Origin of the sequence: Streptomyces sp. NPDC058663, assembly GCF_042716745.1 — a bacterium.
Lineage (GTDB): Bacteria > Actinomycetota > Actinomycetes > Streptomycetales > Streptomycetaceae > Streptomyces.
The window spans coordinates 1-24,818 of the sequence record NZ_JBHXRV010000039.1; the positions used below are offsets into that span (position 1 = coordinate 1).

Below are 24,818 nucleotides of genomic sequence, written 5' to 3' on the forward strand. Positions count from 1 at the left end.
GGCGGGGACATCTGTCCCCGCCCCTTCCGCGCCGCCGGTGAGGCCCCGGCTCAGCCGCCGCTCACGCCGGCCACTTCCGCCCCACCCAGCGCCACACCAGCTCCAGCAGCGCCGAGGCCGCCGCCGCGATCCCGACGGCCGCCCACGGCATCGTCGTGCCCACGAGCTTCAGCGCGAAGAAGTCCTGGAGCCACGGCACCGCCAGCACCAGCAGGAACCCGAGCCCCATCGTCGCCACCAGCCCGACCCGCCACCAGGTGTACGGCCGGGCGATGATCGCCAGTACCCACATCGCCACCAGGAACAGCGTCAGCGTCGCCGCGCTCGTCTCGGCCGCGAGCGCGTCAGGACCCGAGTAGTGGGACCTGGCCAGCAGGTACGACGAGAAGGTCGCGGTCGCCGCGATGACACCGCTGGGGATCGAGTACCGCATCACCCTGCGCACGAAGTGCGGCTTCGCCCGCTCCTTGTTCGGCGCCAGCGCCAGGAAGAAGGCCGGGACACCGATCGTCAGGGTCGAGAGCAGCGTCAGGTGGCGGGGCAGGAAGGGGTAGTCGACCTGGCTGCACACCACCAGGATGGCGAGCAGCACCGAGTAGACCGTCTTCGTCAGGAAGAGGGTCGCCACCCGCGTGATGTTGCCGATGACCCGGCGGCCCTCGGCGACCACCGAGGGCAGTGTGGCGAAGCTGTTGTTCAGCAGCACGATCTGGGCGACCGCCCGCGTCGCCTCGGAGCCCGAGCCCATCGAGACGCCGATGTCGGCGTCCTTCAGCGCGAGCACGTCGTTCACGCCGTCGCCCGTCATGGCGACCGTGTGACCCCTCGACTGGAGGGCCGCCACCATGTCCCGCTTCTGCTGCGGGGTGACCCGCCCGAAGACGGCGTTCGACTCCAGCACCGCCGCCATCTCGGCCTGGTCGGTGGGCAGCTGCCGGGCGTCGATGGTGTTCTCCGCGCCCGCCATGCCCAGCTTGCCGGCCACCGCGCCCACCGACACGGCGTTGTCGCCGGAGATCACCTTGGCGGCCACGCCCTGGTCGGCGAAGTAGGCGAGCGTCTCGCCGGCGTCCGGCCGCAGCCGCTGCTCCAGGACCACCAGCGCGGTCGCCCTGGCCCCGGCCGACACCTGCGGGTCGTCCAGCTCACCGGCCGCCCGGGCCAGCAGCAGCACCCGCAGGCCCTGCGCGTTCAGCTCGTCGATCTCTTCGAGCGCCGGGTCGCCGTGCGGCAGCAGCACGTCGGGGGCGCCGAGCAGCCAGGTCGAGTTCTCCCCGGTGCCGTCGCTGAAGGAGGCCCCGCTGTACTTGCGCGCGGAGGAGAACGGCAGCGACTCCAGCACCCGCCACTCGGCGTCGTCCGGGTACTTGTCCTTGATGGCCTGGAGGCTGGCGTTCGGCCGGGGGTCGCTCTCGCCCAGCGCCCCCAGCACCTGGCGCACGTAGGACTCGTCGGCCCCGCCCAGCGGGCGCAGCTCGGTGACGTCCATGCCGCCCTCGGTCAGCGTGCCCGTCTTGTCCAGACAGACGACGTCGACGCGGGCCAGGCCCTCGATCGCGGGCAGCTCCTGCACCAGGCACTGCTTGCGGCCGAGCCGGATGACACCGATCGCGAAGGCAACCGAGGTCAGCAGGACCAGGCCCTCGGGGATCATCGGGACGATGCCGCCGATGGTGCGGGCGATGGAGTCCTTGAAGGCGTTGTCCTTGGCGACCAGCTGGCTGAGGATCAGCCCGAGCGCGGTCGGGACCATCATCCAGGTCACGTACTTGAGGATGGTGGAGATGCCGCTGCGCAGCTCGGAGTGGACCAGCGTGAAGCGGGACGCCTCCTCGGCGAGCTGGGCGGCGTACGCCTCCCTGCCGACCTTCGTCGCGGTGAACGCGCCGCCGCCCGCGACGACGAACGAGCCGGACATCATGACGTCGCCCGGCTTCTTGAGCACCGGGTCGGCCTCGCCGGTCAGCAGCGACTCGTCGACCTCCAGGTTGTCGGCCTCGGCGACCTCGCCGTCGACCACCACCTTGTCGCCGGGCCCGAGTTCGATGACGTCGCCTAGCACGATCTGCGAGGTCGAGATCTCGGCCGCGACGCCGTCCCTGCGCACCGTCGGCTTGGCCTCGCCGATGACCGCGAGCCCGTCCAGGGTCTTCTTGGCGCGCAGCTCCTGGATGATGCCGATGCCGGTGTTCGCGATGATCACGAAGCCGAACAGGCTGTCCTGGATGGGCGCGACGACGAGCATGATTGCCCAGAGCACGCCGATGATCGCGTTGAACCGGGTGAAGACATTGCCCCGGACGATCTCCGCCGTCGAGCGCGAACTGCGCACCGGAACGTCATTGACCTCACCGCGGGCGATCCGCTCCGCCACTTCGGCGGCGGTGAGCCCCCGCGCCCGCTCGGCGACCGCCACGGCCGGGCCGCGCTCGGGTGGTTGCACCGGGTGTACGGGGTCCAGTTCCGAGCCCGCGTCAATGTGTGTCATGCGTCGACGGTACGGGCGGAAGTACGCGTTCACCCGTCGAACAGCGGCAAGATCATGCCTTGGCAGGATGAGGTCGGGCCGCAGGTCGTACGCGGGCCGCCGCCGGTGTCTGTTAAGGGGTGTACGTCACGAGGTGCGGGGCTGCGCGCACGAGCCGCCCCCGGCTCCTCATCACGAGGTGTGCGCCTGCGCGCACGAGCCGCCCCCGGCTCCTCGTCACGAGGTGTGCGCCTGCGCGCACGAGCTGCCCCCGGCTCCTCGTCACGAGGTGCGGGGCTGCGCGCACGAGCCGCCCCCGGCTCCTCGTCACGAGGTGTGCGCCTGCGCGCACGAGCTGCCCCCGGCTCTTCGTCACGACGTGTGCGGCTGCGCATCCGGGCCGCCACCGGCTCCGTCCGCGGCCTCTGCGGCGGCCCGCTCGGCCGCGAACCTCTTCAGCGCCGCGTCGCGCCCCCGGACGTACCAGATGCCGATGAGGCCCAGCCCGGCACCGGCCAGCGGGGTCCAGTACCACCAGGTCAGGCCGCGGTCGGCGAACCAGCCGTAGAAAGCGGCCTGGGCGAGGAAGATCACGAACCAGATGATCGTGCCGCCGACGACGGTGCCGACGACGGGCCCCTCCAGGGGCTCGGGTGCCTCGTGCTGCGCTGTCCACTTCGCCATGCGGGCCAGTCTAGGCGGCACCCGCCCACGGCTCGCGGGACGCCCGGGAGACGAGGCAACCGGCTCCGCGCAAGCCTGGCGGGGCACCCCGGCGGGCCGCTCGTCCCATGGGTCTACGCGCGGAGATACCGATCTTCCCCTTATGCGTTCATACTGAATCTGCTTTGGTTTGACTGGTTCCGTTCGTTTAAACCTCCAAGTCCGACCGAATTTCACCCCGCCCCTGTCTCCCCGTGAGGTCACGCATGCCCCCCGCCAGCTCCCCGGTGGACGCCGCCGAACCGTCGTCGTCCGCCCCGAAGCCTTCGCAGTCGCAGGGGCCGGTCAACGGACTCGACCGCTTCTTCAAGATCACCGAGCGGGGTTCGACGGTCGCCCGCGAACTGCGCGGCGGGCTCGCCACCTTCTTCGCGATGGCGTACATCATCGTGCTGAACCCGATCATCCTCGGCAGCGCCAAGGACATGTACGGGCACCAGCTCGACAACGGACAGCTGGTCACCGCCACCGTGCTGACCGCCGCCCTCTCCACGCTCCTGATGGGCGTCATCGGCAACGTCCCGATCGCCCTGGCCGCCGGCCTCGGCGTGAACACCGTCGTCGCCCTCCAGCTCGCCCCCCGGATGAGCTGGCCGGACGCGATGGGCATGGTCGTGCTCGCCGGTGTCGTCGTCATGCTGATGGTCGCCACCGGGCTCCGCGAGCGCGTGATGAACGCGGTGCCGCTGGGCCTGCGCAAGGGCATCGCGATCGGCATCGGCCTGTTCATCATGCTGATCGGCCTGGTCGACGCGGGCTTCGTCACCCGCATGCCGGACGCCGCGCACACCACCGTCCCGCTCCAGCTCGGCGCCGGCGGCCACCTCAACGGCTGGCCCGTCCTGGTCTTCGTCCTCGGCGTGCTGCTCACGCTCGCCCTGATGACCCGCAAGGTCCCCGGCGCGATCCTGATCTCGATGGTCGTCATGACGGTCGTCGCGATGGTCATCCACGTGGTCGCCGACGTGAAGAGCTGGGGCCTGACGACGCCCGAGTGGCCCGGCAACCCGGTCGCCCTGCCGGACTTCGGACTGCTCGGCAAGGTCAGCCTGTTCGGCGGCTTCGAGAAGGTCGGCCTCCTGACGGGCGTCCTGTTCGTCTTCTCGGTCCTGCTGTCCTGCTTCTTCGACGCGATGGGCACCATCCTGGCCGTCGGCGACGAGGCGAAGCTGACCGACGAGAAGGGCAACCTGCCCGGCGTCAACAAGGTCCTCCTCGTCGACGGCCTCGCGGTCGCCGCGGGCGGCGGCACCTCCTCCTCCGCCACCACCTGCTTCGTGGAGTCCACCGCGGGCGTCGGCGAAGGCGCGCGCACCGGCCTCGCCAACATGGTGACCGGCGGCCTCTTCGCGGTCGGCCTGTTCCTCACCCCGCTGGTCACCATGGTCCCGTCGCAGGCGGCCACCCCGGCGCTGCTCGCAGTCGGTTTCCTGATCCTGTCCGGCTCCATCAGGGCCATCGACTGGAGCGACTACACGATCGCGGTCCCGGCGTTCCTGACGATGCTGATGATGCCGTTCACGTACTCGATCACGAACGGCATCGGCATCGGCTTCGTCAGCTTCTGCGTGCTGCGGCTCGCCGCGGGGCGCGGGCGCGAGGTGCCGGTCGCGATGTACGCCGTCTCCGCGGTCTTCGCCTTCTACTACCTGATGCCGGCCCTGGGCCTGACGTAGCCCCTCGGGGGAAGCCAACGAGCGCGCGGCCCCCGGCCCCGTACGGATCCCGGCCGGGCGCGCCCCGGCCTCCGGGGTTCGTGCTCAGGCCGCCCCGTAGAACTTCTCCGTCTCGTCGACCGCGGTCTTGAACCGCTCGTCGAAGTCGTCGCGAATGAGCGTCCGGACCACATAGTCCTGGACGCTCATTCCGCGTTTTCCGGCCCTTTCGCGCAGCCGGTCGAGGAGATCAGCGTCTATTCGCAGGCTGAGCACTGACGAGTCCATTTCCCCAGGGTCGGCCGGAGCTCCCGCGCCGTGCGTCGCTTTCCGGCCCCAACTCACTCGTACGGGTGATGTCCGCCACCCCGGGACCGAGCCCTGTGATTCAGGTGGTCTTTAGAGTGGGTAATGAGTTATGCTAACGACCATGCCTGACCTGTCCCACGGCGACAACGCCGCCGCCGTGAACGCCCTGCGCTCCGCAGTCATGCTGCTGGGCCGGCGTCTGAAGCACCAGCGGGTCGACGAGTCGCTGAGCCCCACCGAAATGTCGGTGCTCGCCACTCTCGCCCGCTGCGGCTCGGCCACCCCCGGTGAGCTGGCCCGCAAGGAACACGTACAGCCGCCGTCGATGACCCGGATCGTCGCACTGCTCGAAGCGAAGGGTCTGGTCAGGCTCGAACCGCACCCCGACGACCGCCGCCAGAAGGTGGTACGCCAGACCGAGACCGCGGAGGCCATGCTCGAAGAGAGCCGCCGCAAGCGGAACGCCTGGCTGTCCCTCCTCGCCGACGGTCTGGACGAGGACGACTGGGCGAAGCTGCGCGCTGCCGCCCCGGTCCTGGAGAAATTGGCCCACCTGTAGCACCGGGCACAGGTGGGCAGAACCGACCCCGCGCGCCACCAAGGAGGCGAACGCACTTTGAGTACGGGAACCGGAGCAGACTCCGCACCCGCACCGACCGCACCTACTTCGATGTTCAGCTCGCTCAGGAACCGGAACTACCGGCTCTTCGCAAGCGGGCAAGTCGTGTCCAACACCGGCACCTGGATGCAGCGCATCGCCCAGGACTGGCTGGTGCTCTCGCTGACCGGCTCGGCGTCCGCCGTCGGCCTGACCATCGCCCTGCAGTTCCTGCCCATGCTGCTCTTCGGCCTGTACGGAGGCGTACTCGCCGACCGGCTGCCGAAGCGGCCCCTGCTGCTGGTCACCCAGTCGGCGATGGGCCTCACCGGCCTCGCCCTGGCCGCCCTGACGCTCTCCGGGCACGTCGAGGTCTGGCACGTCTACGCGACCGCCTTCGTGGGCGGGCTGGTCACCGTCGTCGACAACCCGGCCCGGCAGACCTTCGTCGCCGAGATGGTCGGCCCCGACCAGATCCGCAACGCCGTCAGCCTGAACTCCGCGAACTTCCAGTCGGCCCGGCTGATCGGCCCCGCCGTCGCCGGTGTCCTGATCACCGCCGTCGGCAGCGGCTTCGCCTTCCTGCTCAACGGCCTGTCCTTCCTCGCGCCCATCGCGGGCCTGCTGATGATGCGCACCTCGGAGCTCCACAAGGTGGAGCGCTCGCCGCGTGGCAAGGGACAGCTGCGCGAGGGCCTGCGGTACGTGGCAGGGCGGCCCGACCTGTTCTGGCCGATCGTGCTCGTCGGCTTCATCGGCACCTTCGGGTTCAACTTCCCGATCTGGCTCTCCGCCTTCGTCGACGACGTCTTCCACGGAGACGCGGGCACCTACGGCCTGCTCAACACCCTGATGGCGGCGGGCTCGCTCGCGGGCGCGCTGCTCGCGGCCCGGCGGGGCAGCTCCCGGCTGCGGCTGCTGGTGGGCGCGGCGCTGCTGTTCGGCGTGCTGGAACTGGTGACGGCGTTCGCGCCGGAGTTCTGGATGTTCGCCGTGATGATGGTGCCGATCGGGATGTTCGGGCTGACGGTGAACGTCACCGCGAACTCCAGCGTCCAGATGGCGACCGATCCCGCGATGCGCGGGCGGGTGATGGCCCTGTTCATGATGGTCTTCACCGGCGGTACGCCGCTGGGCGCCCCGCTGCTCGGCTGGATCACCGACACGTACGGCGCCAGGATCGGCTTCGCCGCGGGCGGCGTGATCTCTGCGCTGGCGGCGGCGGGGATCGGGCTGCTGCTGTGCAAGGTCGGGGGGCTGCGTCCGAAGCTGGACCTCCGCAGAGGACACCAGCACCTCCAGCTGGTCCGCAGCGACCGTCCCAAGGCCCTGATCCCGGCCGCCTGATCCTGATCCCCGCCGCCTGACGGAGCGTGGCCGCGGCGGATCAGAAGTAGTAGGTGTCCCCGGTGGCCGGTGCCAGGACGCGCAGGCTGTCGTTGGCGGGGTTGAGGTCCCGGCTCACCGGCCGGATTCCGACGGAGCCCAGCCGGACCGTGCGCACCTCCGCCAGCACCTCCGCGGGGGCGCCGGCCACCCGCAGGCCGAGGTCGAGGGTGCGGGACCTCGTCGACCCGGCCCGCAGCGGGCCCGTCTCGCAGACCAGGGCCGAGCTGCTCGCCCTGCGGCAGGCGGCCGGGGCCCGGCCCTGCACGGGAGCCGAGAAGGACACCCGTACCGCCGCCGACTCCAGGCTCACGGGACCGTGGTTCCAGGTATGCAGGCGCATGGTGAGCCGGCCGTCCTCCGTGTAGACGACGCTGCCGTGATGGGCGAGGTCCACCTCGGCCTCGTCGGTGGCCGTAGTGGCGGCGGAGACAGGAGGGACCGGGGTGGCGGCGGAGACAGGAGGGACCGGGGTGGCGGCCGCCGCGCCGAGTGGGGTCATGGCGGTGACCGCCCCGGCCAGTGCCAGCGCGAGTGTCAGTGCCCGGACCTGCGGACCCCTGCGGGTGCCCATGTATGCGTGAGGTGACATGTCCGCCTACGTACCCGTTCCTTCGTGACATCGCTCCGCACCGGCCCCGCATGCCACCCTTATGCGCATGCTCGTCGCCCGCTCCGCCGCCCTCTTCGTCGTCGCCGCGCTCTTCGAGATCGGCGGTGCCTGGCTCGTCTGGCAAGGCGTGCGCGAGCACCGGGGGTGGGTGTGGATCGGGGCGGGAGTCATCGCTCTCGGGCTGTACGGGTTCGTCGCGACGCTCCAGCCCGACGGGGACTTCGGCCGGATCCTGGCCGCCTACGGGGGCGTCTTCGTGGCCGGGTCGATCGCCTGGGGCATGGTCGCCGACGGGTACCGGCCGGACCGCTGGGACGTGGCGGGAGCCCTCGTCTGCCTCGCCGGTATGGCTTTGATCATGTACGCGCCGCGCGGGCGCTGACCCCGCCTATCCTCGTACGCACACCGACCGCAGCACACCCGCCTCACGTCCGCACGAGGAGCAGCCCGTATGCCCAGCGCCCCCATCGCCGTCGTCACCGGAGCGAGCAGCGGCATCGGCGCGGCCACCGCCCGGCAGCTCGCCGCCGCCGGCTACCGCGTCGTGCTCACCGCCCGCCGCAAGGACCGCATCGAGGCCCTCGCCGAGGAGATCAACGCGGCAGGCCACCAGGCGATGCCCTACCCGCTGGACGTGACGGACCGCGCGGCGGTCGACGAGTTCGCGACCGCTTTCCGCACCGTCGCCCTGCTCGTCAACAACGCCGGCGGCGCACTCGGCGCGGACCCGGTGGCCACCGCCGACCCGGCCGACTGGCGCACGATGTACGAGGTCAACGTGCTCGGCACGCTGAACCTCACGCAGGCGCTGCTGCCCGCTCTGACCGCCGCCGCCGACTCGGCGTCCGAGGAGGAGGAAGCGAGCAGGGGCGGGGCCAAGCGCAGCGGCACGATCGTCGTGGTGTCGTCGACCGCGGGCCACGGCACGTACGAGGGCGGCGGCGGTTACGTGGCCGCCAAGCACGGCAGCCACGTCCTCGCCGAGACCCTCCGGCTGGAGATCGTCGGCACCCCGGTCCGGGTGATCGAGGTCGCCCCCGGCATGGTGAAGACCGAGGAGTTCGCGACGACCCGGTTCCGCGGCGACACCGAGAAGGCCGCCAAGGTGTACGCGGGCGTGGACGCGCCCCTGAGCGCCGACGACGTGGCGGAGACGATCACCTGGGCCGCCACCCGGCCCGCCCACGTCAACATCGACCTGCTGGTGGTCCGCCCCCGGGCCCAGGCGTCCAACACGAAGGTGCACCGCGAGCAGTCCTGACGGGCCGCCAGGGGCGGCAGGGCGCCGCACAGGCTTCTGGCGGCTCGTCAGGAACCGCTCTGCCGGGGTTTTCTCGGTGCGTACGCCGCCCAGGCCGCGTACCCGTCCGGCCTGACCAGCACCGAAGAACCGCGGGCCCAGTGCGCGCGGACCGTGTGCGGCGGGATGTCGGCGGGGACGGGCCCGTCGGCCGCCGCGACCAGGACGTACTCGCCCTTGCGCAGCAGTTCGTAGAGCCTGCCCTCGGCCAGTGCCAGGTCCGGGACGCGACGGCCGACCAGCGGGTGGGAGCCGCGCGGGGAGCCGTACGCGATGCCGATGCCGGAGATCATGCCCATCGCGCGCGAGGTGACCGGGCGCAGGGTGTGGAAGAGGCGGGTGACGGCCGCGCGGCCCGCGCGCTGGAGCGGGGTGTGCGCCATCGCGATCCGGATGAGCGCCCCGCTGGAGCGCAGGACCATGGCCCCCACCGGGTGCCGTTCGTCGTGGTACGTGTCGAGGAGGGTGTCCTCGGCACGGCCGCGCAGCACGGCGGCCAGCTTCCAGGAAAGGTTCGCGGCGTCCTGGATGCCGGTGTTCATGCCCTGGCCGCCGGCCGGGGAGTGGACGTGGGCGGCGTCCCCGGCGAGGAAGACGCGGCCGGTGCGGTAGGCGGGCACCTGGCGCTCGTCGCTGTGGAAGCGGGAGAGGAAACGGGGGTCGTGCATGCCGAAGTCGGTGCCGAGCGCGGTGCGGGTGAGGTGCCGCACCTCCTCCAGGCCGAGCGGATCGGACTCGGGGACCTCGTGGTTGCGGTCCCAGCCCATCACCCGGTGGTAGCCGTCGCCGAACGGCACCATGAACGTGAAGGCGTCGCCCTGCCCGCCGATGGTGAGGACGGAATCGGGCTCCTGTGCCAGGCGCACGTCGGCGAGGACGATCGACTTGATGACCGACTCGCCGGGGAAGGGAATGCCGAGCGACTCGCGGACGGTGCTGCGCGCACCGTCGGTGCCGACCAGGTAGGGGGCGTCCAGTTCCGCCGGCTCGCCGTCCTTGGTGCGCAGGTGGGCGGTGACGGCGGTGGTGCGGGCGGTCAGCGACACCAGGTCCGTGTCGTAACGGAACTCGACCCCGGCGGCCCGCGCCCGGCGTTCCAGGAGCCGCTCGATCTCGTACTGCGGGGTGATCAGGACGAGCGGGAAACGGGAGCGCAGTCGCGACAGGTCCAGCGAGAGGTTGCCGAACAAGCTGAGGCGGGTGAGCGCGCGTCCGGTCTTCAGGAGTTCGTCGGCGAGCCCGCGGGCGTCGAGCACTTCGAGCGTACGGGCGTGCACGGCGAAGGCACGGGTGAGGTTGCCCGCGGTGTGGGGGCGGCGCTCGACGAGCGTGACGCGCAGTCCCGCGGTGGCGAGGTCACCGGCGAGCAGGAGGCCGGTGGGGCCCGCACCGACGACGATCACGTCGGAGGTGTCCTTGGAGGTCGGCATGACGGCACCCTCCCCTACGGCCAGGCGCCGTACACACCGAATGGCACAACCCGATTCACCCCACGGGGCCCTGAGCCCCTGGGGGCCCGCTTCAGCCGAATTCCGCCACCGCCGCGTCGACCACCTCGGCGAGCCGGGTGTGGTGGGCGCCGCGCCAGTAGGGACGGTCGCAGTCGGTGCACTGGGCGAAGACGTCCTGGGTGCGTTCGGTGCCGGGGGCGAGCAGCCCGGCCACCGACTCCTTGGTGGCCTCCCGCAGCGGGCCGTTGCAGGCGGTGCAGCGCGTCCAGGGGGCCAGTTGGGGCCGGAACCGGCTCAGCACGTCGCGCAGTTGGGCGTCCGGCTGGTCGCTGTAGACATAGCCGCCCGCCCACAGCTCGCGGCGCCGCAGAAGCCCCCGGTCGCGGGAGAGCAGCACTCGCTGTTCGCGGGCGGAGTGGGTGGCGAGCGCCGGGTCGCCGATGTCCTCGCTGAAGTACGCCGCGTCGACGCCGAGCAGCCGCAGCCGCCGGGCGAGCGTGCCCAGGTGCACGTCGAGCAGGAAGCGCAACGGCGCCCCCGGCACGGACTGCGGGCGGGCGACGGCGCGCACCTCGATGTGCTCGCCCGCCGCCGGTACGTGCGCGGCCGGGGCGGGCCGCCCGTCCACCCTCAGCTCGCCCGCCTCGGTCAGCGGGACGCCCAGCGACTCCACGACGTGCCCGAGTGTCGAGGCCCCGTCGGTGACGGTGTCGGTGCGGCCCGCACGCCGGTCGGGGGCGAGGAAAAGGTGCAGCTCGGGCGCGAAACTGATCTGGATCTCCGGTCCGTTCACGTCGCCAGGATGCCATTGCGGCAGGTCCGGGGCGCGGGAGTTTTCGCACTGCCCTTCCGGCAGGCGAACTGCCCTGCTGGCAGGCGAAGTGTCCTTCCGGCAGGCGAACTGCCCTTCTGGCAGGCGAACTGCCCTTCTGGCAGGCCATCCCGCTGTCCTACGCTGCCGCCATGAAGACCGTTGATCTCGCCCCGGGGGACCCCCGGCTGCTGTCCGACCTGCTGCCCGTACTGCGCGAACTGCGCCCGCACCTCACCGAGGAGTCCCTCACCGAGGTGTACGCGGAGGGCCACCCGGCGGGGCTGCGCTTCTGTGCCGCGTACGACGACGAGGGCGTCTGCACCGGAGCCGCGGGCTGGCGGATCACCGCCAACACCGCCTCGCTGCGGACGCTGTACGTCGAGGACCTGGTGACCGCGGAGGCCGCCCGCTCCCGCGGCGTCGGCGCGCACCTCCTCGGCCACCTCCAGGACCGGGCCGCGGAGACCGGCTGCCTCAGCCTCTCGCTCGACTCGGGGACGCAGCGCACCCGGGCGCACCAGTTCTACCTGCGGGAGAAGATGGAGATCGTCGCCTTCCACTTCGAGCAGAGCGTGCCGGCCTCCGGCTGACCCGGGCGCGGGCGCCGCCTCCCGAAGGACTCCGCCGGCCGCGATCCTCCGTTCGGCTGCTTTGCACCGCCGCCGCGTGGGCACCCGATCCCAGCAGGGCACACCACACCGTCCCCACGACCCAGGAGGAGCCCCTCATGCCGATCGCAAAGTACGCCCTCGTCGCGCTCGACTGCCCGGATCCGGCCGCGCTCGCGGAGTTCTACGCGGGCGTGCTCGGCGGCGAGCTCAAGCAGTACGACGCCGACTGGTGGGACCTGTACGCGCCCGGCGGGCACCGCATCTCCTTCCAGCGGTCGCCCGGTCTGCACCCGCCGGAGTGGCCGAACGCGGAGCGCAACTCCCAGCAGCTGCACCTGGACTTCGACGTGCCCGACCTGGACGCGGCGGAGGAACAGGTGATCGCGCTGGGGGCCACGCCGCTGGACACCGACGACAAGCAGCGCAGCTTCCGGGTGTACGCGGACCCGGCGGGCCACCCGTTCTGCCTCTGCAAGGAGTAGCCGGGAGCCCGCTCGCCCCGGCGGAACGGCAGAGCTCCCGGAACCGGCCCTCAGAGCCAGCCGTTCCGCCGGAAGGCCCTGTGCACCGCGAAACAGGCGGTCACCATGATGCCCAGGGCCAGCGGATACCCCCAGACCCACTTCGTCTCCGGCATGAAGTCGAAGTTCATGCCCCACACCCCGCAGCCCATCGTCGGCACGGCGATGATCGCCGCCCACGAGGTGATCTTCCGCATGTCCTCGTTCTGCGCGACGGTCACCTGAGCGAGGTGCGCCTGGAGGATGGAGTCGAGGAGCCCGTCGTACGTGGTGATCTGCTCGACGGTACGGGCGAGGTGGTCGGCCACGTCCCGGAAGTACGGCTGGAGTTCGGCGGGCACCGGCGGCATCGGCCGCAGCGGGTCGGCGAGGGCGAGCAGGGGGCGGTCCAGCGGGGTCACCGCCCTGCGCAGTTCCACCAGTTCGCGCTTGAGCTGGTAGATCCGGCCCGCGTCGACCCGGGCCGCCCCGGTGCTGAACACCGCGGTCTCCGCGGTGTCGATGTCGTCCTGCACGGCCTCCGCCACCGCCTCGTACTCGTCGACCACGTGGTCGGCGATCGCGTGCAGCACGGCGGCGGGACCCAGTGCGAGCTGTTCCGGGTGGTCCTCCAGGGCTTCCCTGATCGGCCCGAGCGAACCGCTGCGCCCGTTCCGTACGGTGATCACGAAGTCGGGCCCGGTGAACACCATCAGTTCGCCGGTGTCGACGATCTCGCTGGTCGCGGTCAGTTCCTCGTGCTCGACGAAGCGCACCGTCTTGAAGACCGCGAAGAGGGTGTCGTCGTAGCGCAGGAGCCGGGCCCTGTGGTGGCCGGTCGTCGCGGTCTCCACCGCCAGCGGGTGCAGTCCGAACAGCTCGGCCAGCTCGTCGAGTTCCCCGCGCTCCGGCTCGTGCAGCCCGATCCACAGGAAGGACCGGTCGCCGCCCTTGCGCACCCGCTCCAGTGCCTCCGCCGCCGAACAGTCCCTGGCCCGCCGTACGCCCTCCTCGAAGACCACGCAGTTCTCCACCGCACTGCCCAGCGGCGAGCGGGCCGGATGGCTGAGATCGACGGTGCGGCGGGTGACCCGGCGCACCGCGCGGCGCAGCTGGCGCAGCCGGGGCCGGGGCAGGGAGACGGGCAGGGACACGCGGGGGAGGGACACGTCGGGGGCTCCTGGCAGGGCGTCACGACCGGACCGCACCCTCGTGGCCGGCCGGGGCCTCAGCGGCCGCCCCCAGCCTGCCCGCTCCTAGGCGGCCTTCACCAGTCCCGCCCGGACCGCCACGGCCCACTCCACGAGCAGCTCCTGGTACCGCGCCTCGTCGGCAGCCGTCAGCGCGCCGTCCGTACGCGACCAGAGCGCGCGGATCTCGGCGTTGACCGCCTCGGCGGGGCGGACGGAACCAGGGGCGTTCGGCGTAGGAGTAGTGGAGGACATGAGAACAAGCGTAGGGGCTGCCACTGACAATCGGCATTCCACGCAGCTGAGAATGGCGTGAAATCCCCATGATCGCGGGGTTCACGGCAGACGTCGCACGGCCCGGCGGGCGGTGGTGCGGAAGGAGGGGGAGGGCGGTCAGGGCCAGACCAGGCAGTACGCCTGGTGACCGGCCTCGTGCAGCCGGTGGCTGAAGTCCTGCCACTCGTGGAGGAGTTGGTAGACGTTGTAGGCGTCGCTCGGGCCGCCCCGGTCGGGGACCGTCGACCAGATGAACGCGGCCGCGCCCACCGACTCCTCGCCGACGCCGCGCAGCGGGTCGACGACCGTCATGGGGAGCTTCACCACGGCGTAGTCGGGGTGCAGGACGACCAGTTCCAGCGGAGGCACTTTGTGCAGGGGTATCCCCTGGATCCCGGTGAGGACCATCGCGGCCATCGTCTCCGGTTTGATCTTGGTGAACATGCCGCCCATGCCCAGCTCGTCGCCGCCCAGTTCCTCCGGCCGCATCGAGATCGGCACACGGGCGGCCGTCGCGCCGTTCGGGGCCCCGAAGTACTTGTAGGTCACCCCCACCCGGCCAACCCTGCTTCCCGTACCCGATTCCGGTCCCGTGAGCGCTTCGGCGGTCACGTCCGTGCCGTCGGCGTCCGCGTGCACCGCACGCTCCCGCCGACGGTGTCGACCACGCCGGGCCCGCTCGGGACCCAGATCGTCGGCCGGCTCGCCCAGTCCGCCACCGCGATGCATATCTCTCACCCGACTGTGCTGTGTGTCAGCGCCCTTGCCATGCCATTCCAAGCAACGCGGCCCCCGGCGCGCAACCCGATCATCGTCCCAGTGACCTCCCCCGCCCCGGAGCGGTGAAACACCGGACCGCGAGGACGGGCGTGGCCTCTGACACCATTGCTGTGTGAGCCTCCCCTATGACGCCCCAGTTTCGCAGACGCTTTTCGACCGCGCGTCCCTTGTGACGCCCGGCGGCGTGAACTCCCCGGTACGCGCCTTCAAGGCCGTGGGCGGTACGCCCCGGTTCATGGTGTCCGGTACCGGTCCGTACCTCACGGACGCCGACGGCCGCGAGTACGTCGACCTCGTGTGTTCGTGGGGGCCGATGATCCTCGGCCATGCGCACCCGGACGTCGTCGCCGCCGTCCAGGAAGCCGTCGCCCGCGGTACCTCCTTCGGTACGCCCGGTGAGGGCGAGGTCGCGCTCGCCGAGGAGATCGTCGCCCGTATCGACCCCGTTGAGCAGGTACGACTGGTGTCCTCGGGCACCGAGGCGACGATGTCGGCCATCCGCCTCGCCCGTGGATTCACTGGGCGCGCCAAGGTCGTGAAGTTCGCCGGCTGCTACCACGGGCACGTGGACGCACTGCTGGCCGCCGCGGGATCGGGCCTGGCGACCTTCGCACTCCCGGACACTCCGGGCGTCACCGGCGCCCAGGCCGGCGACACCATCGTCCTGCCGTACAACGATCTGGATGCGGTTCACGCCGCCTTCCGCGCGCACCCCGGCGAGATCGCCTGCGTGATCACCGAGGCGTCGCCCGGCAACATGGGCGTCGTCCCGCCGGGCGAGGGGTTCAACGCGGGCCTCAAGGCCGCCTGCGAGCAGAACGGCGCGCTCTACATCTCCGACGAGGTGATGACCGGTTTCCGCACCAGCAAGGCCGGTTGGTACGGCGTCGACGGCGTGCGGCCCGACCTGATGACCTTCGGCAAGGTCATGGGCGGCGGCTTCCCGGCCGCGGCCTTCGGCGGGCGCAAGGACGTCATGGAGCACCTGGCCCCGGTCGGCCCGGTCTACCAGGCGGGCACCCTCTCCGGTAACCCGGTCGCCACCGCCGCCGGCCTCGCCCAGCTGCGGCTGCTGGACGACGCCGCCTACCAGAAGGTCGACGAGGCCTCGCGGGAGATCCGCACCCTGGTCACCGACGCGCTGGCCAAGGAGGGCGTCGCGCACCGCCTGCAGACGGCGTCCAACATGTTCTCCGTCTTCTTCCACTCCGACGAGGTCCGGAACTACGAGCAGGCGCGGCAGCAGGAGTCCTTCCGGTTCACCGCGTTCTTCCACGCGATGCTGGCCGGCGGCGTGTACCTGCCGCCGTCCGCCTTCGAGTCCTGGTTCGTCTCCACCACCCACGACGCGCGGGCGATCGAGCGCATCGCCGCCGCCCTGCCCGCCGCCGCCCGAGCCGCAGCGGAGGCCACCGCATGAGCGACAAGGACCTGACGGTCGTCCACCTGATGCGGCACGGCGAGGTGCACAACCCGGACGGCGTCCTCTACGGCCGCCGCTCCGGCTACCACCTCTCCGAACTCGGCCGGGAAATGGCGGACCGGGTCGCCGAGCACCTCGCGGACCGCGACATCACCCATGTCGTCTCCTCCCCGCTGGAGCGCGCCCAGGAGACCGCCGCCCCGATCGCCAAGGCGCACGGCCTGGACCTGGCCACCGACCCCGCGCTGATCGAGGCGGGCAACGTCTTCGAGGGCAAGACCTTCGGCGTCGGCGACGGCGCGCTGCGCCGCCCGGCGAACTGGCGGCACCTGACCAACCCGTTCCGCCCGTCCTGGGGCGAGCCGTACATCGAGCAGGTCGTACGGATGACGGGCGCGCTGAACGCGGCCCGGGACGCGGCCCGCGGTCACGAGGCCGTGTGCGTCAGCCACCAGCTGCCGATCTGGATCGTCCGCAGCTTCGTCGAGCGGCGGCGGCTGTGGCACGACCCGCGCAAGCGGCAGTGCACGCTGGCCTCGCTGACGACCTTCACCTTCCAGGGCGACCGCATCGTTTCGGTGGGTTACACGGAGCCGGCCCGCGACCTCGTACCGGCGCATCTGCTGGCCGGGGCGAAGCCGGTGAAGGGCAAGGACAAGGCCTTCGGCGCCTGAGAGGCACGGAGAGGCACCCACCGGTGCGCGCACGGACGCCATGGAGGCGGGGTGCGCGCACCGTGTGTTTCCGGCCCCGGGTTCACAGGGGACGCACAGGTGGTGCACAGCGGCACCACCACATGACTCGCCCTGTGATCCGGCGAACACGCAGTGAATTATGTGCCGTTTGCCGGAACCGCATGCTTCGGCGCACCCTCTAGAACGTTGTCCATCTGAGTGGGCGACGGTGCGTTGCCCTGCGAGTGGGCGACGGTGCGACGAATGCGGATGGGGAGTTATGCGCGACATCAGGCAGCTCAGCCGGCGAGGTGTACTCGGACTCGGCGCGGGAGCCGCGGCCGCGGTCGGCCTCGCCGCCTGCAAGGGCGGCGACAGCACCGGGACCGCGGGCCAGGACAAGGGCCAGGGGAGCGCCTCGCCCGGCAAGGGCGGCACCCCTTCGCCGACCGCCGAGGCCAAGCTGATAGGCGACGGCTCCACGGCGGACACCGGCAAGCAGCCGAACCAGCCGGAGAAGCCGGTGCCGCTCCAGCCCGGCGAGACGCCCCCGCAGTTCGTGATCTTCTCCTGGGACGGCGCGGGCGAGGTCGGCAACGGGCTCTTCCCCCGCTTCCTGAAGCTCGCCAAGGACCACGACGCGGCGATGACCTTCTTCCTCTCCGGGCTCTACCTGCTCCCGGAGTCCAAGGCCAAGCTCTACAAGCCGCCGAACAACCGCGTCGGCGCCTCCGACATCGGCTACCTCACCGACGGCCACATCAAGGACACGCTGAAGTACGTCCGCCAGGCGTGGCTGGAGGGCCACGAGATAGGCACCCACTTCAACGGCCACTTCTGCTCCGGCTCCGGCACGGTGGGCAAGTGGACGCCCGCGCAGTGGGAGTCCGAGATAGACCAGGCCGTGAAGTTCGTCACCGAGTGGAAGACGAACACCGGCTGGAGCGACCTCGACCCGCTGCCCTTCGACTACAAGAAGGAACTGGTCGGCGCCCGCACCCCCTGCCTCCTCGGCCAGGACAACCTGCTGCCGATCGCGAAGAAGCTGGGCTGGCGCTACGACGCCAGCTCGCCCGGCGGCCACCAGATGTGGCCCGTGAAGCGGGGCGGCATCTGGGACCTGCCGCTCCAGCAGATCCCCTTCCCCGGCCGCGGCTTCGAGGTCCTCTCGATGGACTACAACATGCTGGCCAACCAGTCGAAGAACTCCACCAAGGGCATGACCTCGCGCTACCCCGAGTGGAAGAAGCAGGCGACCGGCGCGTACATCAAGGGCTTCCAGCGCGCCCACACCACGAACCGCGCGCCCTTCTACATCGGCAACCACTTCGAGCAGTGGAACGGCGGCATCTACATGGACGCCGTCGAAGAAGCCTTCAAGCACATGGCCGGCCAGAAGGACGTGCGCCTCGTCTCCTTCAAGCAGTACTGCGACTGGCTCGACGTGCAGGACCCCAGGATCCTCGCCAAGCTGCGGGGGCTCCAGGTCGGACAGAAGCCGGCGGGCGGCTGGAACGCGTACCTGAAGTCCGCCGCGTAGGACATGCCTTGCGTCGGTCCTCCGGGCCGGTCCCCGGCCCGGACATGACCCTTATGTGCCCTTGACAAGGGGCTTTGCAGGCACGTAGGGGGGTGCGGAAGATCGTGGGAACTGCCATGCGAAACTTTTCACATGAGCCCTGCCCGTGCCCCCCGCCGCCGCTCGCCCCGTGCCTCCCGCACCGCTCTCGCGGTCTCCGGTGTCCTGGTCGGCGCCCTCGCGCTGTCGGCCTGCGGCGGCGACGGCAGCAAGTCCTCGGGAGGCGGCGGCACCAACTTCGTGGCCGGACCCGACCGCATCGACACCGTCCCGGCGGCGGACCGCAAGCCCGCCCCCAAGCTCGACGGCAAGACCCTCCAGGACGAGGACTTCGACATCGCCTCCCTCAAGGGCAAGGTCGTCGTACTGAACATCTGGGGCTCCTGGTGCGCGCCCTGCCGGGCTGAGGCGCCCACCTTCGCGAAGGTCTCCAAGGAGCTCAAGAGCAAGGGCGTGGAGTTCGTCGGGATCGACGCACGCGACCCGCAGAAGGGCCAGGCCATCGCCTTCGAGAAGGACGCGGGCATCGAGTACCCCAGCCTGTACGACCCGGACGGCAAGCTGATGCTGCGCTTCCCCAAGGGCAGCCTCAACCCGCAGGGCATCCCCAATACGATCGTCCTCGACCGGGAGGGCCGGATCGCGGCCCGCTCGCTGGCCGCGCTCAGTGAGAAGAAGCTCCGCAAGATGATCGACCCGCTGATGGCCGAGAAGTGACCGGAGTGAACGCCCCCCTCCTCACCCTTGCCGCCGACACCACCGAGACCGTCCAGTCCGGTGCGCTGCTGCTCGCCCTGCCGATCGCGCTGCTCGCGGGCCTGGTCTCGTTCTTCTCGCCGTGCGTGCTCCCGCTGGTCCCCGGCTACCTGAGTTACGTCACCGGCACCAGCGGCACCGACCTGGCCGAGCAGCGGCGCGGCCGGATGGTGGGCGGCGCCTCGCTCTTCGTGCTCGGCTTCAGCGCGGTGTTCATCTCCGGCGGCGCGCTCTTCGGCTACTTCGGCAGCACCCTCCAGGGCTACAAGAGCACCACCAACATCGTCCTCGGTGTCCTCATGGTGCTCATGGGCCTCTTCTTCATGGGCGCCTTCCCCTTCCTCACCCAGCGCGAGTTCCGCTTCCACAGGAAGCCGGTCTCCGGGCTGGTCGGGGCGCCGGTGCTCGGTGCGCTCTTCGGCATCGGCTGGACGCCGTGCCTGGGCCCGACGCTCGGCGTGATCCAGGGACTCTCGATCAACGAGGCCAGCGCGGGCCGCGGCGCACTCCTCACCGGCGTGTACTGCCTGGGCCTCGGCATCCCCTTCATCCTGGCCGCCGTCGCCTTCCGCAAGGCGCTCGGCGCGTTCGGCCGGGTCAAGAAGCACTACGTCTGGGTCATGCGCATCGGCGGCATCATGATGATCGTGACCGGTCTCCTGCTTCTCACGGGGCTGTGGGAAACCGCCGTGGTGGCCATGCAAAGCTGGACCAACAGCTTCCAGGTGGGGATCTAGTTCCATGAGCAAGACCGAAGAACCGGCCGTCGAGACGGACGAGCAGGCGGCCGGCGACCATCTCTCCACCGCCCCCAAGGACGACCGCGAGGACACCACCCCCGCCCCCGCGTCCTTCGGCGTCATCGGCTGGACCCGCTGGTTCTGGCGGCAGCTCACCTCGATGCGGGTCGCACTGATCCTGCTCTTCATGCTGTCGCTCGGCGCCATCCCCGGCTCGCTCATCCCGCAGCGCAGCGTCGACGCGACCAAGGTCGCCGACTTCTTCGAGGCGCACAAGACGCTCGCACCGCTCTACGACAAGGTGCAACTCTTCGACGTCTACAGCTCGGTGTGGTTCTCCGCGATCTACATCCTGCTGTTCATCTCGCTCATCGGCTGCATCGTGCCCCGCACCTGGCAGTTCGTCGGCCAGCTGCGTGCCAGGCCGCCGGCCGCGCCGGGCCGGCTGACCCGGATGCCCGCGTACACGACCTGGCGCACGGACACCTCCCCCGAGGAGGTGCGGGCGCTCGGCCTCGCGCTGATGAAGAAGCGCCGCTTCCGCGCGGACACCTCCGGCGACGCGGTCACCGCCGAGAAGGGCTACCTCCGCGAAGCCGGGAACCTGATCTTCCACATCGCCCTGATCGTGCTCCTCCTCGCCTTCGCCACCGGCCAGCTCTTCAAGTCGGAGGGCGGCAAGCTGATCACCGAGGGCAGCGGCTTCTCCAACACCCTCACCCAGTACGACGACTTCAAGTCCGGCTCGCTCTTCGACCGCGACCACGACCTGGCACCCTTCAGCTTCACGCTGGACGACTTCGTCGGCACGTACGAGAGGACAGGCCCGCAGCGCGGCACCCCCCGCGTCTACGAGGCCCACCTCACCTACTCCGAGGGCGCCGACGGACCCGGTAAGAAGGCCGTCATCGAGGTCAACACCCCCCTGACCGTCGGCGGCTCCAAGGTCCACCTGATCGGCCACGGGTACTCCCCGGTCCTGACCGTCCGCGACCCGCGCGGCCAGGTCGTCTTCAAGGGCCCCGCCCCGCTGCTGCCCACCGACGCGAACGTCACCTCCACCGGTGCCGTCAAGGTCATGGACGGCTACCGCGACAAGGACGGCAGGAAGACCCAGCTCGGCTTCACCGCCGTGTTCGTGCCGACGTTCGGCGGCGCGGGCAAGGGCAGCATGTTCTCCAAGTACCCCGGGCTGGACTACCCGGCGCTCGCGCTGACCGCCTTCCACGGCAGCCTCGGCGTCGACGCGGGCCTGCCGCAGAACGTGTACCAGCTCGACACCCGCAAGATGACCCAGTTCAAGAAGCCGGACGGCAGCCCCTTCGCGAAGATGCTGCTTCCCGGCGAGACGATGGAGCTGCCCGGCGGGGCCGGCTCGGTCACCTTCGAGAAGGACATCAAGGAGTGGGCGACCTTCCAGGTCTCCCAGCAGCCGGGCAACATGTGGGCCCTGGCCGGTGCGGTCGCCGCCATCGCGGGCCTCGCCGCCTCCCTGTTCATCCAGCGCCGCCGCGTCTGGATCCGTGCCGTACGGGCGGACGACGGGACCACCGTCGTCGAGATGGCCGGCCTCGGCCGCAGCGAGTCCGGCCGGCTCCCCGAGGAACTCGCCGCCCTGGCGGGCACCCTCCACTCCCAGGCGCCGACGACCGCGACGCCCTCCTCTGTCGAACCCCCTGCCGAAGGAGCGCGCGCGTGATCCTCGCAGCCGCCGAAACCAACCAGAACCTGGCGGAGATCAGCAATGTGCTGATCTACTCCGCGATGGCCGTCTACACCCTGGCCTTCCTCGCCCACATCGCCGAGTGGACCTTCGGCAGCCGCAGCAGGGTGGGCCGCACGGCCGCCGCGCTGACCCGGCCCGCCGCCGCCCCCGCGGTGACCGTACGGACCAAGGGCTCGACCGCGGTCCTCGACAAGCCGCAGGTCGTCACCCGCGCCGCCGCCGGAACCCGGGACGCCGAGGACGGCGAAGGAGCGGGGGGCGGCACCTTCCGGGGCGACCTCTACGGCCGGATCGCGATCTCCCTCACCTTCCTCGGCTTCCTCGTCGCCGCGGGCGGCGTCGCCTGCCGGGCGCTCTCCGTGCAGCGCGCCCCCTGGGGCAACATGTACGAGTTCTCCATCACCTTCTCCACGGTGGCCGTCGGCGCGTACCTGGCCTTCCTCCTGACGAAGATGAACGTCCGCTGGATCGGCCTGCCCCTGGTCACCACGGTCCTGCTCGACCTCGGCATCGCCACCAAGTGGCTCTACACCGACAGTGACCAGCTGGTCCCCGCGCTGGACTCCTACTGGCTCTGGATCCACGTCTCCACCGCCATCTTCTGCGGTGCCGTCTTCTACGTCGGTGCGGTCGGCACGGTCGGCTACCTGCTGCGCGACCGCTACGAGGTGCGGGCCGAGCTGGGCGAGACGGCCGACGTCTTCAAGGAGCACCTGGCGTCGCTGCCGCCCGCGAACGGCTTCGTCATGGCGCTCCGCAAGGCGCGGGTCCCCTTCCGCCGCCTGGTGGACAGCACGGTCTCGCGGCTGCCCGCCGCCGCCACGCTCGACAAGTTCTCGTACCGCATCAACGCCGGCGTCTTCCCGCTGTGGACCTTCACCATCGTCGCGGGCGCCATCTGGGCGGGCGACGCCTGGGGCCGCTTCTGGGGCTGGGACCCCAAGGAGGTCTGGTCCTTCGTCACCTGGATCGCCTACGCCTGCTACCTGCACGCACGCGCGACGGCGGGCTGGAAGGGCCGCAAGGCCGCCTACCTGGCCCTCTTCGCCTTCGCGACCTGGCTGTGGAACTACTACGGGGTGAACATCTTCATCACCGGCAAGCACTCCTACGCGGGCGTGTAACCGGGCAGGCACTTCCGTTCGGCACGCTCCCGCGGCCCGGCCCGCTCGCATTCGTTCCGCGCGCGGGCCAGGCTGTCCCGTATGACTACGGCGCCTGCCCCCCTTCCGCACGGCAAGGCGGAACCGCGCCCCGGCGCCTGGTTCCTCCGCTACGAGCTGCCGCTGCCGCACCCCCTGGACCACGTCTGGGCGGCGGTGGCCACCCCGGCCGGGCTCGGCCAGTGGCTCGCGGCCCCGGACCCGTGGGACCCGCACCTGGGCTCCCCGCTCGCCCTCCACTGGCAGTACGCGGGCTCGCCGTTCACCGAGGAGGGCCGGATCACCGCCTGGGACCCCGGCAGGGTGGCGGAGTACACCACGGCCGTCAACGGCCGCGCCCGCTTCCACCTGGAGCCCAACGGCCCCGAAGCCACGTTCCTGCGCTTCACCAACGAGCTGCGCGACCTCCCGGACCTCGACCTGCCCAGCCGCCTCGCCGGCTGGCACATCCACTTCGAGCTCCTGGCCACCGCCCTCGCCGGCACCCCGTACGACTGGTCCCACTGGTCCCTGGACCGCTACGGGGAACTCCTCGCGGAATACCGGACCGGCCCGTAACGGCTGCCCGGCGCCCAGCCCCCGGCCACCCGTCAGTCCCCGGCTACGCGCGCAGGTGCCCGAGTCCGCCCTCGGGTACCGGGTACGGCGACTCCACCGGCAGGAGCAGCGCGGCGTCCCGTGGGCCGTGCTCGGACAGGATGCTGCCGATGGTCTTCGCCAGCGGGGTCACATCCCTGATGCCGACGATCCACTCGTCCGCGTACCGCTCGGTGGCCTCCCCGCTCAGCCCGAGCTGGAGGGACCGGTACGGCAGCGGGTTCAGGCCCACATCGCGCTCCGGGTCCCACTGGACCCGCACCGGCGAGGTCTTCAGCTGCCGCTTCCACGTCGCCTGGTCGGGGTGGACCTTGCGGTCGTAGTGCGAGAGCACCGCGTTGCGCAGCGCCCAGTCGAAGCCGTCCCGCCGGATCTCCACGGCCAGCACGACCTCCTGGCCCGGCTTGGCCGCCCAGCCGCAGCGGTACATCATCCACAGGAACGACGGCTTGATCCACGTCATCCGGTCCCGCTGCCACGCCGCCGGAAACCGTCCGTCCCTGGCGGCAGGCAACCCGATCTCCGGCCGGTACGCCTGATAAACGGTCACGGTCCGGGGCCCGTGCAGGGCACGGATCTGCCGCTGGGGCACGGTGTCGGGAGTCATGCCGTACAGGCTGTCCTGCGCGGCGGCCGGTGACCAGTGAATTTGGCGTTGACGCGATACTGGCACGCCTTGACGGGACGCATACGGCGGGGCCGTTGCCGCCGGTGAACGGCGTGCGCAGGATGGGTGGAGTACGGCCGACCCCGTCAACTGCCCATACTGTGCGTGCAGTTGGCGGGGTGCGGCCTCCGTGAGCACTTCTCAGGACCGAGGGCACGGTGACGGTGCGCCCGGGACTGCCGTCGGGGACGCGCGAGCTGCGCCTGCGCCTCACCTTCCTGCGCGGCGGCCTGGAGTTCCCGTACGAGCTCTCCCTGCCGTGCCCGTGAGCGGGACGTGCTGCGCGGACGTGGTCCCGTCCGCGCGGTGAGGCACTACTTCGGCGCGTCCTGCGGCCCCGTGGGGCCGCCCTCCCCACCCTCGTCCCGCCGCTTCAGCTCTTCCTCCCGGCGCCGCAGGTCCTCCTCCCAGTCCTTCAGGAGGGACTCGTCCTTCTTCGGCTCGCCCTTCTCGGGCTCGTCCCGCCTGGTCTCGTCCCGCTTGTTCTCGTCCTTGATGGACTTCAGGAACTCGGGGTTGTCGTCGGGGGCCACCCACGTGGCGCGCCGGCCGCCGCGGTGCCACTCCGACGGAGTACGGCCGCCGTGCGCCGCCCTGCGGTTCTTTCCTGCGGCGAGCCAGACGATCGGACCGACGATCCAGAAGAGCAGAATGATGAAGACCCACGCCACCTTCGGCAGGTGCTTCGCCTCGTCCTCGGGGGTGTTGAGGCAGTCGATGAACGCGTAGATCGTCAGCGCCAGCGGCAGGATGAACATCATTGCCCTGAGCATGGAGTGCTTCTCCCTGGGAACGTCGGACAGGCCGTATCCCCGGCCCC

Annotated in this window: 26 protein-coding genes; 15 read left to right on the forward strand and 11 right to left on the reverse strand. The window is 70.9% G+C overall.

All coding sequences use genetic code 11. From position 1 onward, the window contains the following. Window positions 1–61: 61 nt before the first annotated feature. Both ACFWVV_RS26240 and ACFWVV_RS26245 read right to left on the reverse strand, forming a co-directional pair. Window positions 62–2,488 carry an HAD-IC family P-type ATPase gene (locus ACFWVV_RS26240; protein WP_384350545.1) on the reverse strand — a complete coding sequence of 809 codons (2,427 nt, stop codon included), beginning with the start codon at window positions 2,486–2,488 and terminating at the stop codon, window positions 62–64. 351 nt (window positions 2,489–2,839) lie between these two features. Beyond that, the gene (locus tag ACFWVV_RS26245; RefSeq protein ID WP_384350548.1) at window positions 2,840–3,151 is read right to left on the reverse strand and encodes a DUF2530 domain-containing protein; all 312 of its coding nucleotides are present in this window, start codon (window positions 3,149–3,151) and stop codon (window positions 2,840–2,842) included. Between the two features lie 245 nt (window positions 3,152–3,396). On the opposite strand from ACFWVV_RS26245, the gene ACFWVV_RS26250 reads away from it, so the two are divergent. After that, a complete protein-coding gene (locus ACFWVV_RS26250) occupies window positions 3,397–4,866 on the forward strand; it encodes an NCS2 family permease (protein ID WP_384350551.1) in 1,470 nt (489 codons plus the stop codon). An 84-nt stretch (window positions 4,867–4,950) separates the two neighbouring features. Here ACFWVV_RS26250 and ACFWVV_RS26255 read toward each other — a convergent pair whose 3' ends face one another. Then, complete coding sequence (locus ACFWVV_RS26255) at window positions 4,951–5,133, reverse strand: ribbon-helix-helix protein, CopG family (protein WP_384350554.1); 183 nt, start codon at window positions 5,131–5,133, stop codon at window positions 4,951–4,953. A gap of 142 nt (window positions 5,134–5,275) precedes the next feature. Here ACFWVV_RS26255 and ACFWVV_RS26260 point away from each other — a divergent pair, with 142 nt between their 5' ends. Both ACFWVV_RS26260 and ACFWVV_RS26265 read left to right on the forward strand, forming a co-directional pair. Further along, window positions 5,276–5,713 carry a MarR family winged helix-turn-helix transcriptional regulator gene (locus ACFWVV_RS26260; protein WP_384350557.1) on the forward strand — a complete coding sequence of 146 codons (438 nt, stop codon included), beginning with the start codon at window positions 5,276–5,278 and terminating at the stop codon, window positions 5,711–5,713. A gap of 57 nt (window positions 5,714–5,770) precedes the next feature. Then, window positions 5,771–7,099, forward strand: a complete 1,329-nt coding sequence (locus ACFWVV_RS26265) for an MFS transporter (protein WP_384350560.1) — start codon at window positions 5,771–5,773, stop codon at window positions 7,097–7,099. Between the two features lie 40 nt (window positions 7,100–7,139). Here the strand turns inward: ACFWVV_RS26265 and ACFWVV_RS26270 are convergent, their stop codons facing one another. Further along, on the reverse strand, window positions 7,140–7,730 hold the full coding sequence (locus ACFWVV_RS26270; protein ID WP_384350562.1) for a hypothetical protein: 591 nt from the start codon (window positions 7,728–7,730) through the stop codon (window positions 7,140–7,142). Window positions 7,731–7,797: 67 nt separating this feature from the next. On the opposite strand from ACFWVV_RS26270, the gene ACFWVV_RS26275 reads away from it, so the two are divergent. Together ACFWVV_RS26275 and ACFWVV_RS26280 are read left to right on the forward strand one after the other, a co-directional pair. Beyond that, window positions 7,798–8,133: a YnfA family protein gene (locus tag ACFWVV_RS26275; protein WP_384350565.1), complete on the forward strand. Its 336-nt coding sequence runs from the start codon at window positions 7,798–7,800 to the stop codon at window positions 8,131–8,133. A gap of 69 nt (window positions 8,134–8,202) precedes the next feature. Beyond that, complete coding sequence (locus tag ACFWVV_RS26280) at window positions 8,203–9,012, forward strand: SDR family NAD(P)-dependent oxidoreductase (protein ID WP_384350568.1); 810 nt, start codon at window positions 8,203–8,205, stop codon at window positions 9,010–9,012. Between the two features lie 47 nt (window positions 9,013–9,059). Here ACFWVV_RS26280 and ACFWVV_RS26285 read toward each other — a convergent pair whose 3' ends face one another. Both ACFWVV_RS26285 and ACFWVV_RS26290 read right to left on the reverse strand, forming a co-directional pair. Next, window positions 9,060–10,481 carry an FAD-dependent oxidoreductase gene (locus tag ACFWVV_RS26285; RefSeq protein ID WP_384350571.1) on the reverse strand — a complete coding sequence of 474 codons (1,422 nt, stop codon included), beginning with the start codon at window positions 10,479–10,481 and terminating at the stop codon, window positions 9,060–9,062. Between the two features lie 91 nt (window positions 10,482–10,572). Further along, window positions 10,573–11,295, reverse strand: a complete 723-nt coding sequence (locus ACFWVV_RS26290; protein ID WP_384350574.1) for a Mut7-C RNAse domain-containing protein — start codon at window positions 11,293–11,295, stop codon at window positions 10,573–10,575. 170 nt (window positions 11,296–11,465) lie between these two features. Here ACFWVV_RS26290 and ACFWVV_RS26295 point away from each other — a divergent pair, with 170 nt between their 5' ends. Further along, on the forward strand, window positions 11,466–11,906 hold the full coding sequence (locus ACFWVV_RS26295; RefSeq protein WP_384350577.1) for a GNAT family N-acetyltransferase: 441 nt from the start codon (window positions 11,466–11,468) through the stop codon (window positions 11,904–11,906). 137 nt (window positions 11,907–12,043) lie between these two features. Continuing rightward, window positions 12,044–12,409 (forward strand): VOC family protein, encoded by a 366-nt coding sequence (locus tag ACFWVV_RS26300; protein WP_384350580.1) that lies wholly within the window; start codon window positions 12,044–12,046, stop codon window positions 12,407–12,409. Window positions 12,410–12,459: 50 nt separating this feature from the next. On the opposite strand, the gene ACFWVV_RS26305 is transcribed toward ACFWVV_RS26300, so the two are convergent. The 3 genes from ACFWVV_RS26305 to ACFWVV_RS26315 all read right to left on the reverse strand — a co-directional run bounded on the left by ACFWVV_RS26305 (window position 12,460) and on the right by ACFWVV_RS26315 (window position 14,622). Then, window positions 12,460–13,596 carry a magnesium and cobalt transport protein CorA gene (locus ACFWVV_RS26305; RefSeq protein WP_384350583.1) on the reverse strand — a complete coding sequence of 379 codons (1,137 nt, stop codon included), beginning with the start codon at window positions 13,594–13,596 and terminating at the stop codon, window positions 12,460–12,462. Between the two features lie 87 nt (window positions 13,597–13,683). Beyond that, on the reverse strand, window positions 13,684–13,872 hold the full coding sequence (locus ACFWVV_RS26310; protein WP_384350586.1) for a hypothetical protein: 189 nt from the start codon (window positions 13,870–13,872) through the stop codon (window positions 13,684–13,686). Window positions 13,873–14,010: 138 nt separating this feature from the next. Then, window positions 14,011–14,622 carry a hypothetical protein gene (locus ACFWVV_RS26315; RefSeq protein ID WP_384350836.1) on the reverse strand — a complete coding sequence of 204 codons (612 nt, stop codon included), beginning with the start codon at window positions 14,620–14,622 and terminating at the stop codon, window positions 14,011–14,013. A 163-nt stretch (window positions 14,623–14,785) separates the two neighbouring features. Between ACFWVV_RS26315 and hemL the strand changes: the two genes are divergently transcribed. The 8 genes from hemL (at window position 14,786) to ACFWVV_RS26355 (ending at window position 23,292) form a co-directional block, all read left to right on the forward strand. Continuing rightward, the gene (hemL, locus tag ACFWVV_RS26320) at window positions 14,786–16,093 is read left to right on the forward strand and encodes a glutamate-1-semialdehyde 2,1-aminomutase (RefSeq protein ID WP_384350589.1); all 1,308 of its coding nucleotides are present in this window, start codon (window positions 14,786–14,788) and stop codon (window positions 16,091–16,093) included. Beyond that, a complete protein-coding gene (locus ACFWVV_RS26325; protein WP_384350592.1) occupies window positions 16,090–16,770 on the forward strand; it encodes a histidine phosphatase family protein in 681 nt (226 codons plus the stop codon). The genes hemL and ACFWVV_RS26325 overlap by 4 nt, the downstream gene beginning before the upstream one ends. A gap of 289 nt (window positions 16,771–17,059) precedes the next feature. Then, the gene (locus tag ACFWVV_RS26330; protein ID WP_384350839.1) at window positions 17,060–18,310 is read left to right on the forward strand and encodes a hypothetical protein; all 1,251 of its coding nucleotides are present in this window, start codon (window positions 17,060–17,062) and stop codon (window positions 18,308–18,310) included. Between the two features lie 132 nt (window positions 18,311–18,442). Beyond that, entirely contained in the window at window positions 18,443–19,066 is a 624-nt protein-coding gene (locus ACFWVV_RS26335) for a TlpA family protein disulfide reductase (RefSeq protein WP_384350595.1), read from the forward strand. Between the two features lie 5 nt (window positions 19,067–19,071). Continuing rightward, complete coding sequence (locus ACFWVV_RS26340) at window positions 19,072–19,842, forward strand: cytochrome c biogenesis CcdA family protein (RefSeq protein ID WP_384350598.1); 771 nt, start codon at window positions 19,072–19,074, stop codon at window positions 19,840–19,842. Window positions 19,843–19,846: 4 nt separating this feature from the next. Next, window positions 19,847–21,544 carry a cytochrome c biogenesis protein ResB gene (locus tag ACFWVV_RS26345; RefSeq protein WP_384350601.1) on the forward strand — a complete coding sequence of 566 codons (1,698 nt, stop codon included), beginning with the start codon at window positions 19,847–19,849 and terminating at the stop codon, window positions 21,542–21,544. Continuing rightward, the gene (ccsB, locus tag ACFWVV_RS26350) at window positions 21,544–22,695 is read left to right on the forward strand and encodes a c-type cytochrome biogenesis protein CcsB (RefSeq protein ID WP_384350842.1); all 1,152 of its coding nucleotides are present in this window, start codon (window positions 21,544–21,546) and stop codon (window positions 22,693–22,695) included. Before ACFWVV_RS26345 ends, ccsB begins: the two co-directional genes overlap by 1 nt. An 81-nt stretch (window positions 22,696–22,776) precedes the next feature. Beyond that, window positions 22,777–23,292, forward strand: a complete 516-nt coding sequence (locus ACFWVV_RS26355; protein ID WP_384350604.1) for an SRPBCC domain-containing protein — start codon at window positions 22,777–22,779, stop codon at window positions 23,290–23,292. A 43-nt stretch (window positions 23,293–23,335) separates the two neighbouring features. Here the strand turns inward: ACFWVV_RS26355 and ACFWVV_RS26360 are convergent, their stop codons facing one another. Then, window positions 23,336–23,938 (reverse strand): DUF4291 domain-containing protein, encoded by a 603-nt coding sequence (locus tag ACFWVV_RS26360; protein WP_384350607.1) that lies wholly within the window; start codon window positions 23,936–23,938, stop codon window positions 23,336–23,338. Window positions 23,939–24,312: 374 nt separating this feature from the next. Further along, window positions 24,313–24,771 carry a PLD nuclease N-terminal domain-containing protein gene (locus ACFWVV_RS26365; protein WP_384350610.1) on the reverse strand — a complete coding sequence of 153 codons (459 nt, stop codon included), beginning with the start codon at window positions 24,769–24,771 and terminating at the stop codon, window positions 24,313–24,315. Window positions 24,772–24,818: the final 47 nt, after the last annotated feature.

Bases quoted from the DNA above. Each gene is read 5' to 3' on its own strand.
- ACFWVV_RS26280 (WP_384350568.1), top strand. From the start codon at position 8,203: ATGCCCAGCGCCCCCATCGCCGTCGTCACCGGAGCGAGCAGCGGCATC.
- ACFWVV_RS26325 (WP_384350592.1), top strand. From the start codon at position 16,090: ATGAGCGACAAGGACCTGACGGTCGTCCACCTGATGCGGCACGGCGAG.
- ACFWVV_RS26285 (WP_384350571.1), bottom strand. From the start codon at position 10,481: ATGCCGACCTCCAAGGACACCTCCGACGTGATCGTCGTCGGTGCGGGC.
- ACFWVV_RS26345 (WP_384350601.1), top strand. From the start codon at position 19,847: ATGAGCAAGACCGAAGAACCGGCCGTCGAGACGGACGAGCAGGCGGCC.
- ACFWVV_RS26260 (WP_384350557.1), top strand. From the start codon at position 5,276: ATGCCTGACCTGTCCCACGGCGACAACGCCGCCGCCGTGAACGCCCTG.
- ACFWVV_RS26360 (WP_384350607.1), bottom strand. From the start codon at position 23,938: ATGACTCCCGACACCGTGCCCCAGCGGCAGATCCGTGCCCTGCACGGG.
- ACFWVV_RS26240 (WP_384350545.1), bottom strand. From the start codon at position 2,488: ATGACACACATTGACGCGGGCTCGGAACTGGACCCCGTACACCCGGTG.
- ACFWVV_RS26300 (WP_384350580.1), top strand. From the start codon at position 12,044: ATGCCGATCGCAAAGTACGCCCTCGTCGCGCTCGACTGCCCGGATCCG.
- ACFWVV_RS26295 (WP_384350577.1), top strand. From the start codon at position 11,466: ATGAAGACCGTTGATCTCGCCCCGGGGGACCCCCGGCTGCTGTCCGAC.
- ACFWVV_RS26310 (WP_384350586.1), bottom strand. From the start codon at position 13,872: ATGTCCTCCACTACTCCTACGCCGAACGCCCCTGGTTCCGTCCGCCCC.
- ACFWVV_RS26355 (WP_384350604.1), top strand. From the start codon at position 22,777: ATGACTACGGCGCCTGCCCCCCTTCCGCACGGCAAGGCGGAACCGCGC.
- ACFWVV_RS26255 (WP_384350554.1), bottom strand. From the start codon at position 5,133: ATGGACTCGTCAGTGCTCAGCCTGCGAATAGACGCTGATCTCCTCGAC.
- ACFWVV_RS26315 (WP_384350836.1), bottom strand. From the start codon at position 14,622: ATGCATCGCGGTGGCGGACTGGGCGAGCCGGCCGACGATCTGGGTCCC.
- ACFWVV_RS26245 (WP_384350548.1), bottom strand. From the start codon at position 3,151: ATGGCGAAGTGGACAGCGCAGCACGAGGCACCCGAGCCCCTGGAGGGG.
- ACFWVV_RS26335 (WP_384350595.1), top strand. From the start codon at position 18,443: ATGAGCCCTGCCCGTGCCCCCCGCCGCCGCTCGCCCCGTGCCTCCCGC.
- ACFWVV_RS26250 (WP_384350551.1), top strand. From the start codon at position 3,397: ATGCCCCCCGCCAGCTCCCCGGTGGACGCCGCCGAACCGTCGTCGTCC.
- ACFWVV_RS26270 (WP_384350562.1), bottom strand. From the start codon at position 7,730: ATGTCACCTCACGCATACATGGGCACCCGCAGGGGTCCGCAGGTCCGG.
- ACFWVV_RS26365 (WP_384350610.1), bottom strand. From the start codon at position 24,771: ATGCTCAGGGCAATGATGTTCATCCTGCCGCTGGCGCTGACGATCTAC.
- ACFWVV_RS26275 (WP_384350565.1), top strand. From the start codon at position 7,798: ATGCTCGTCGCCCGCTCCGCCGCCCTCTTCGTCGTCGCCGCGCTCTTC.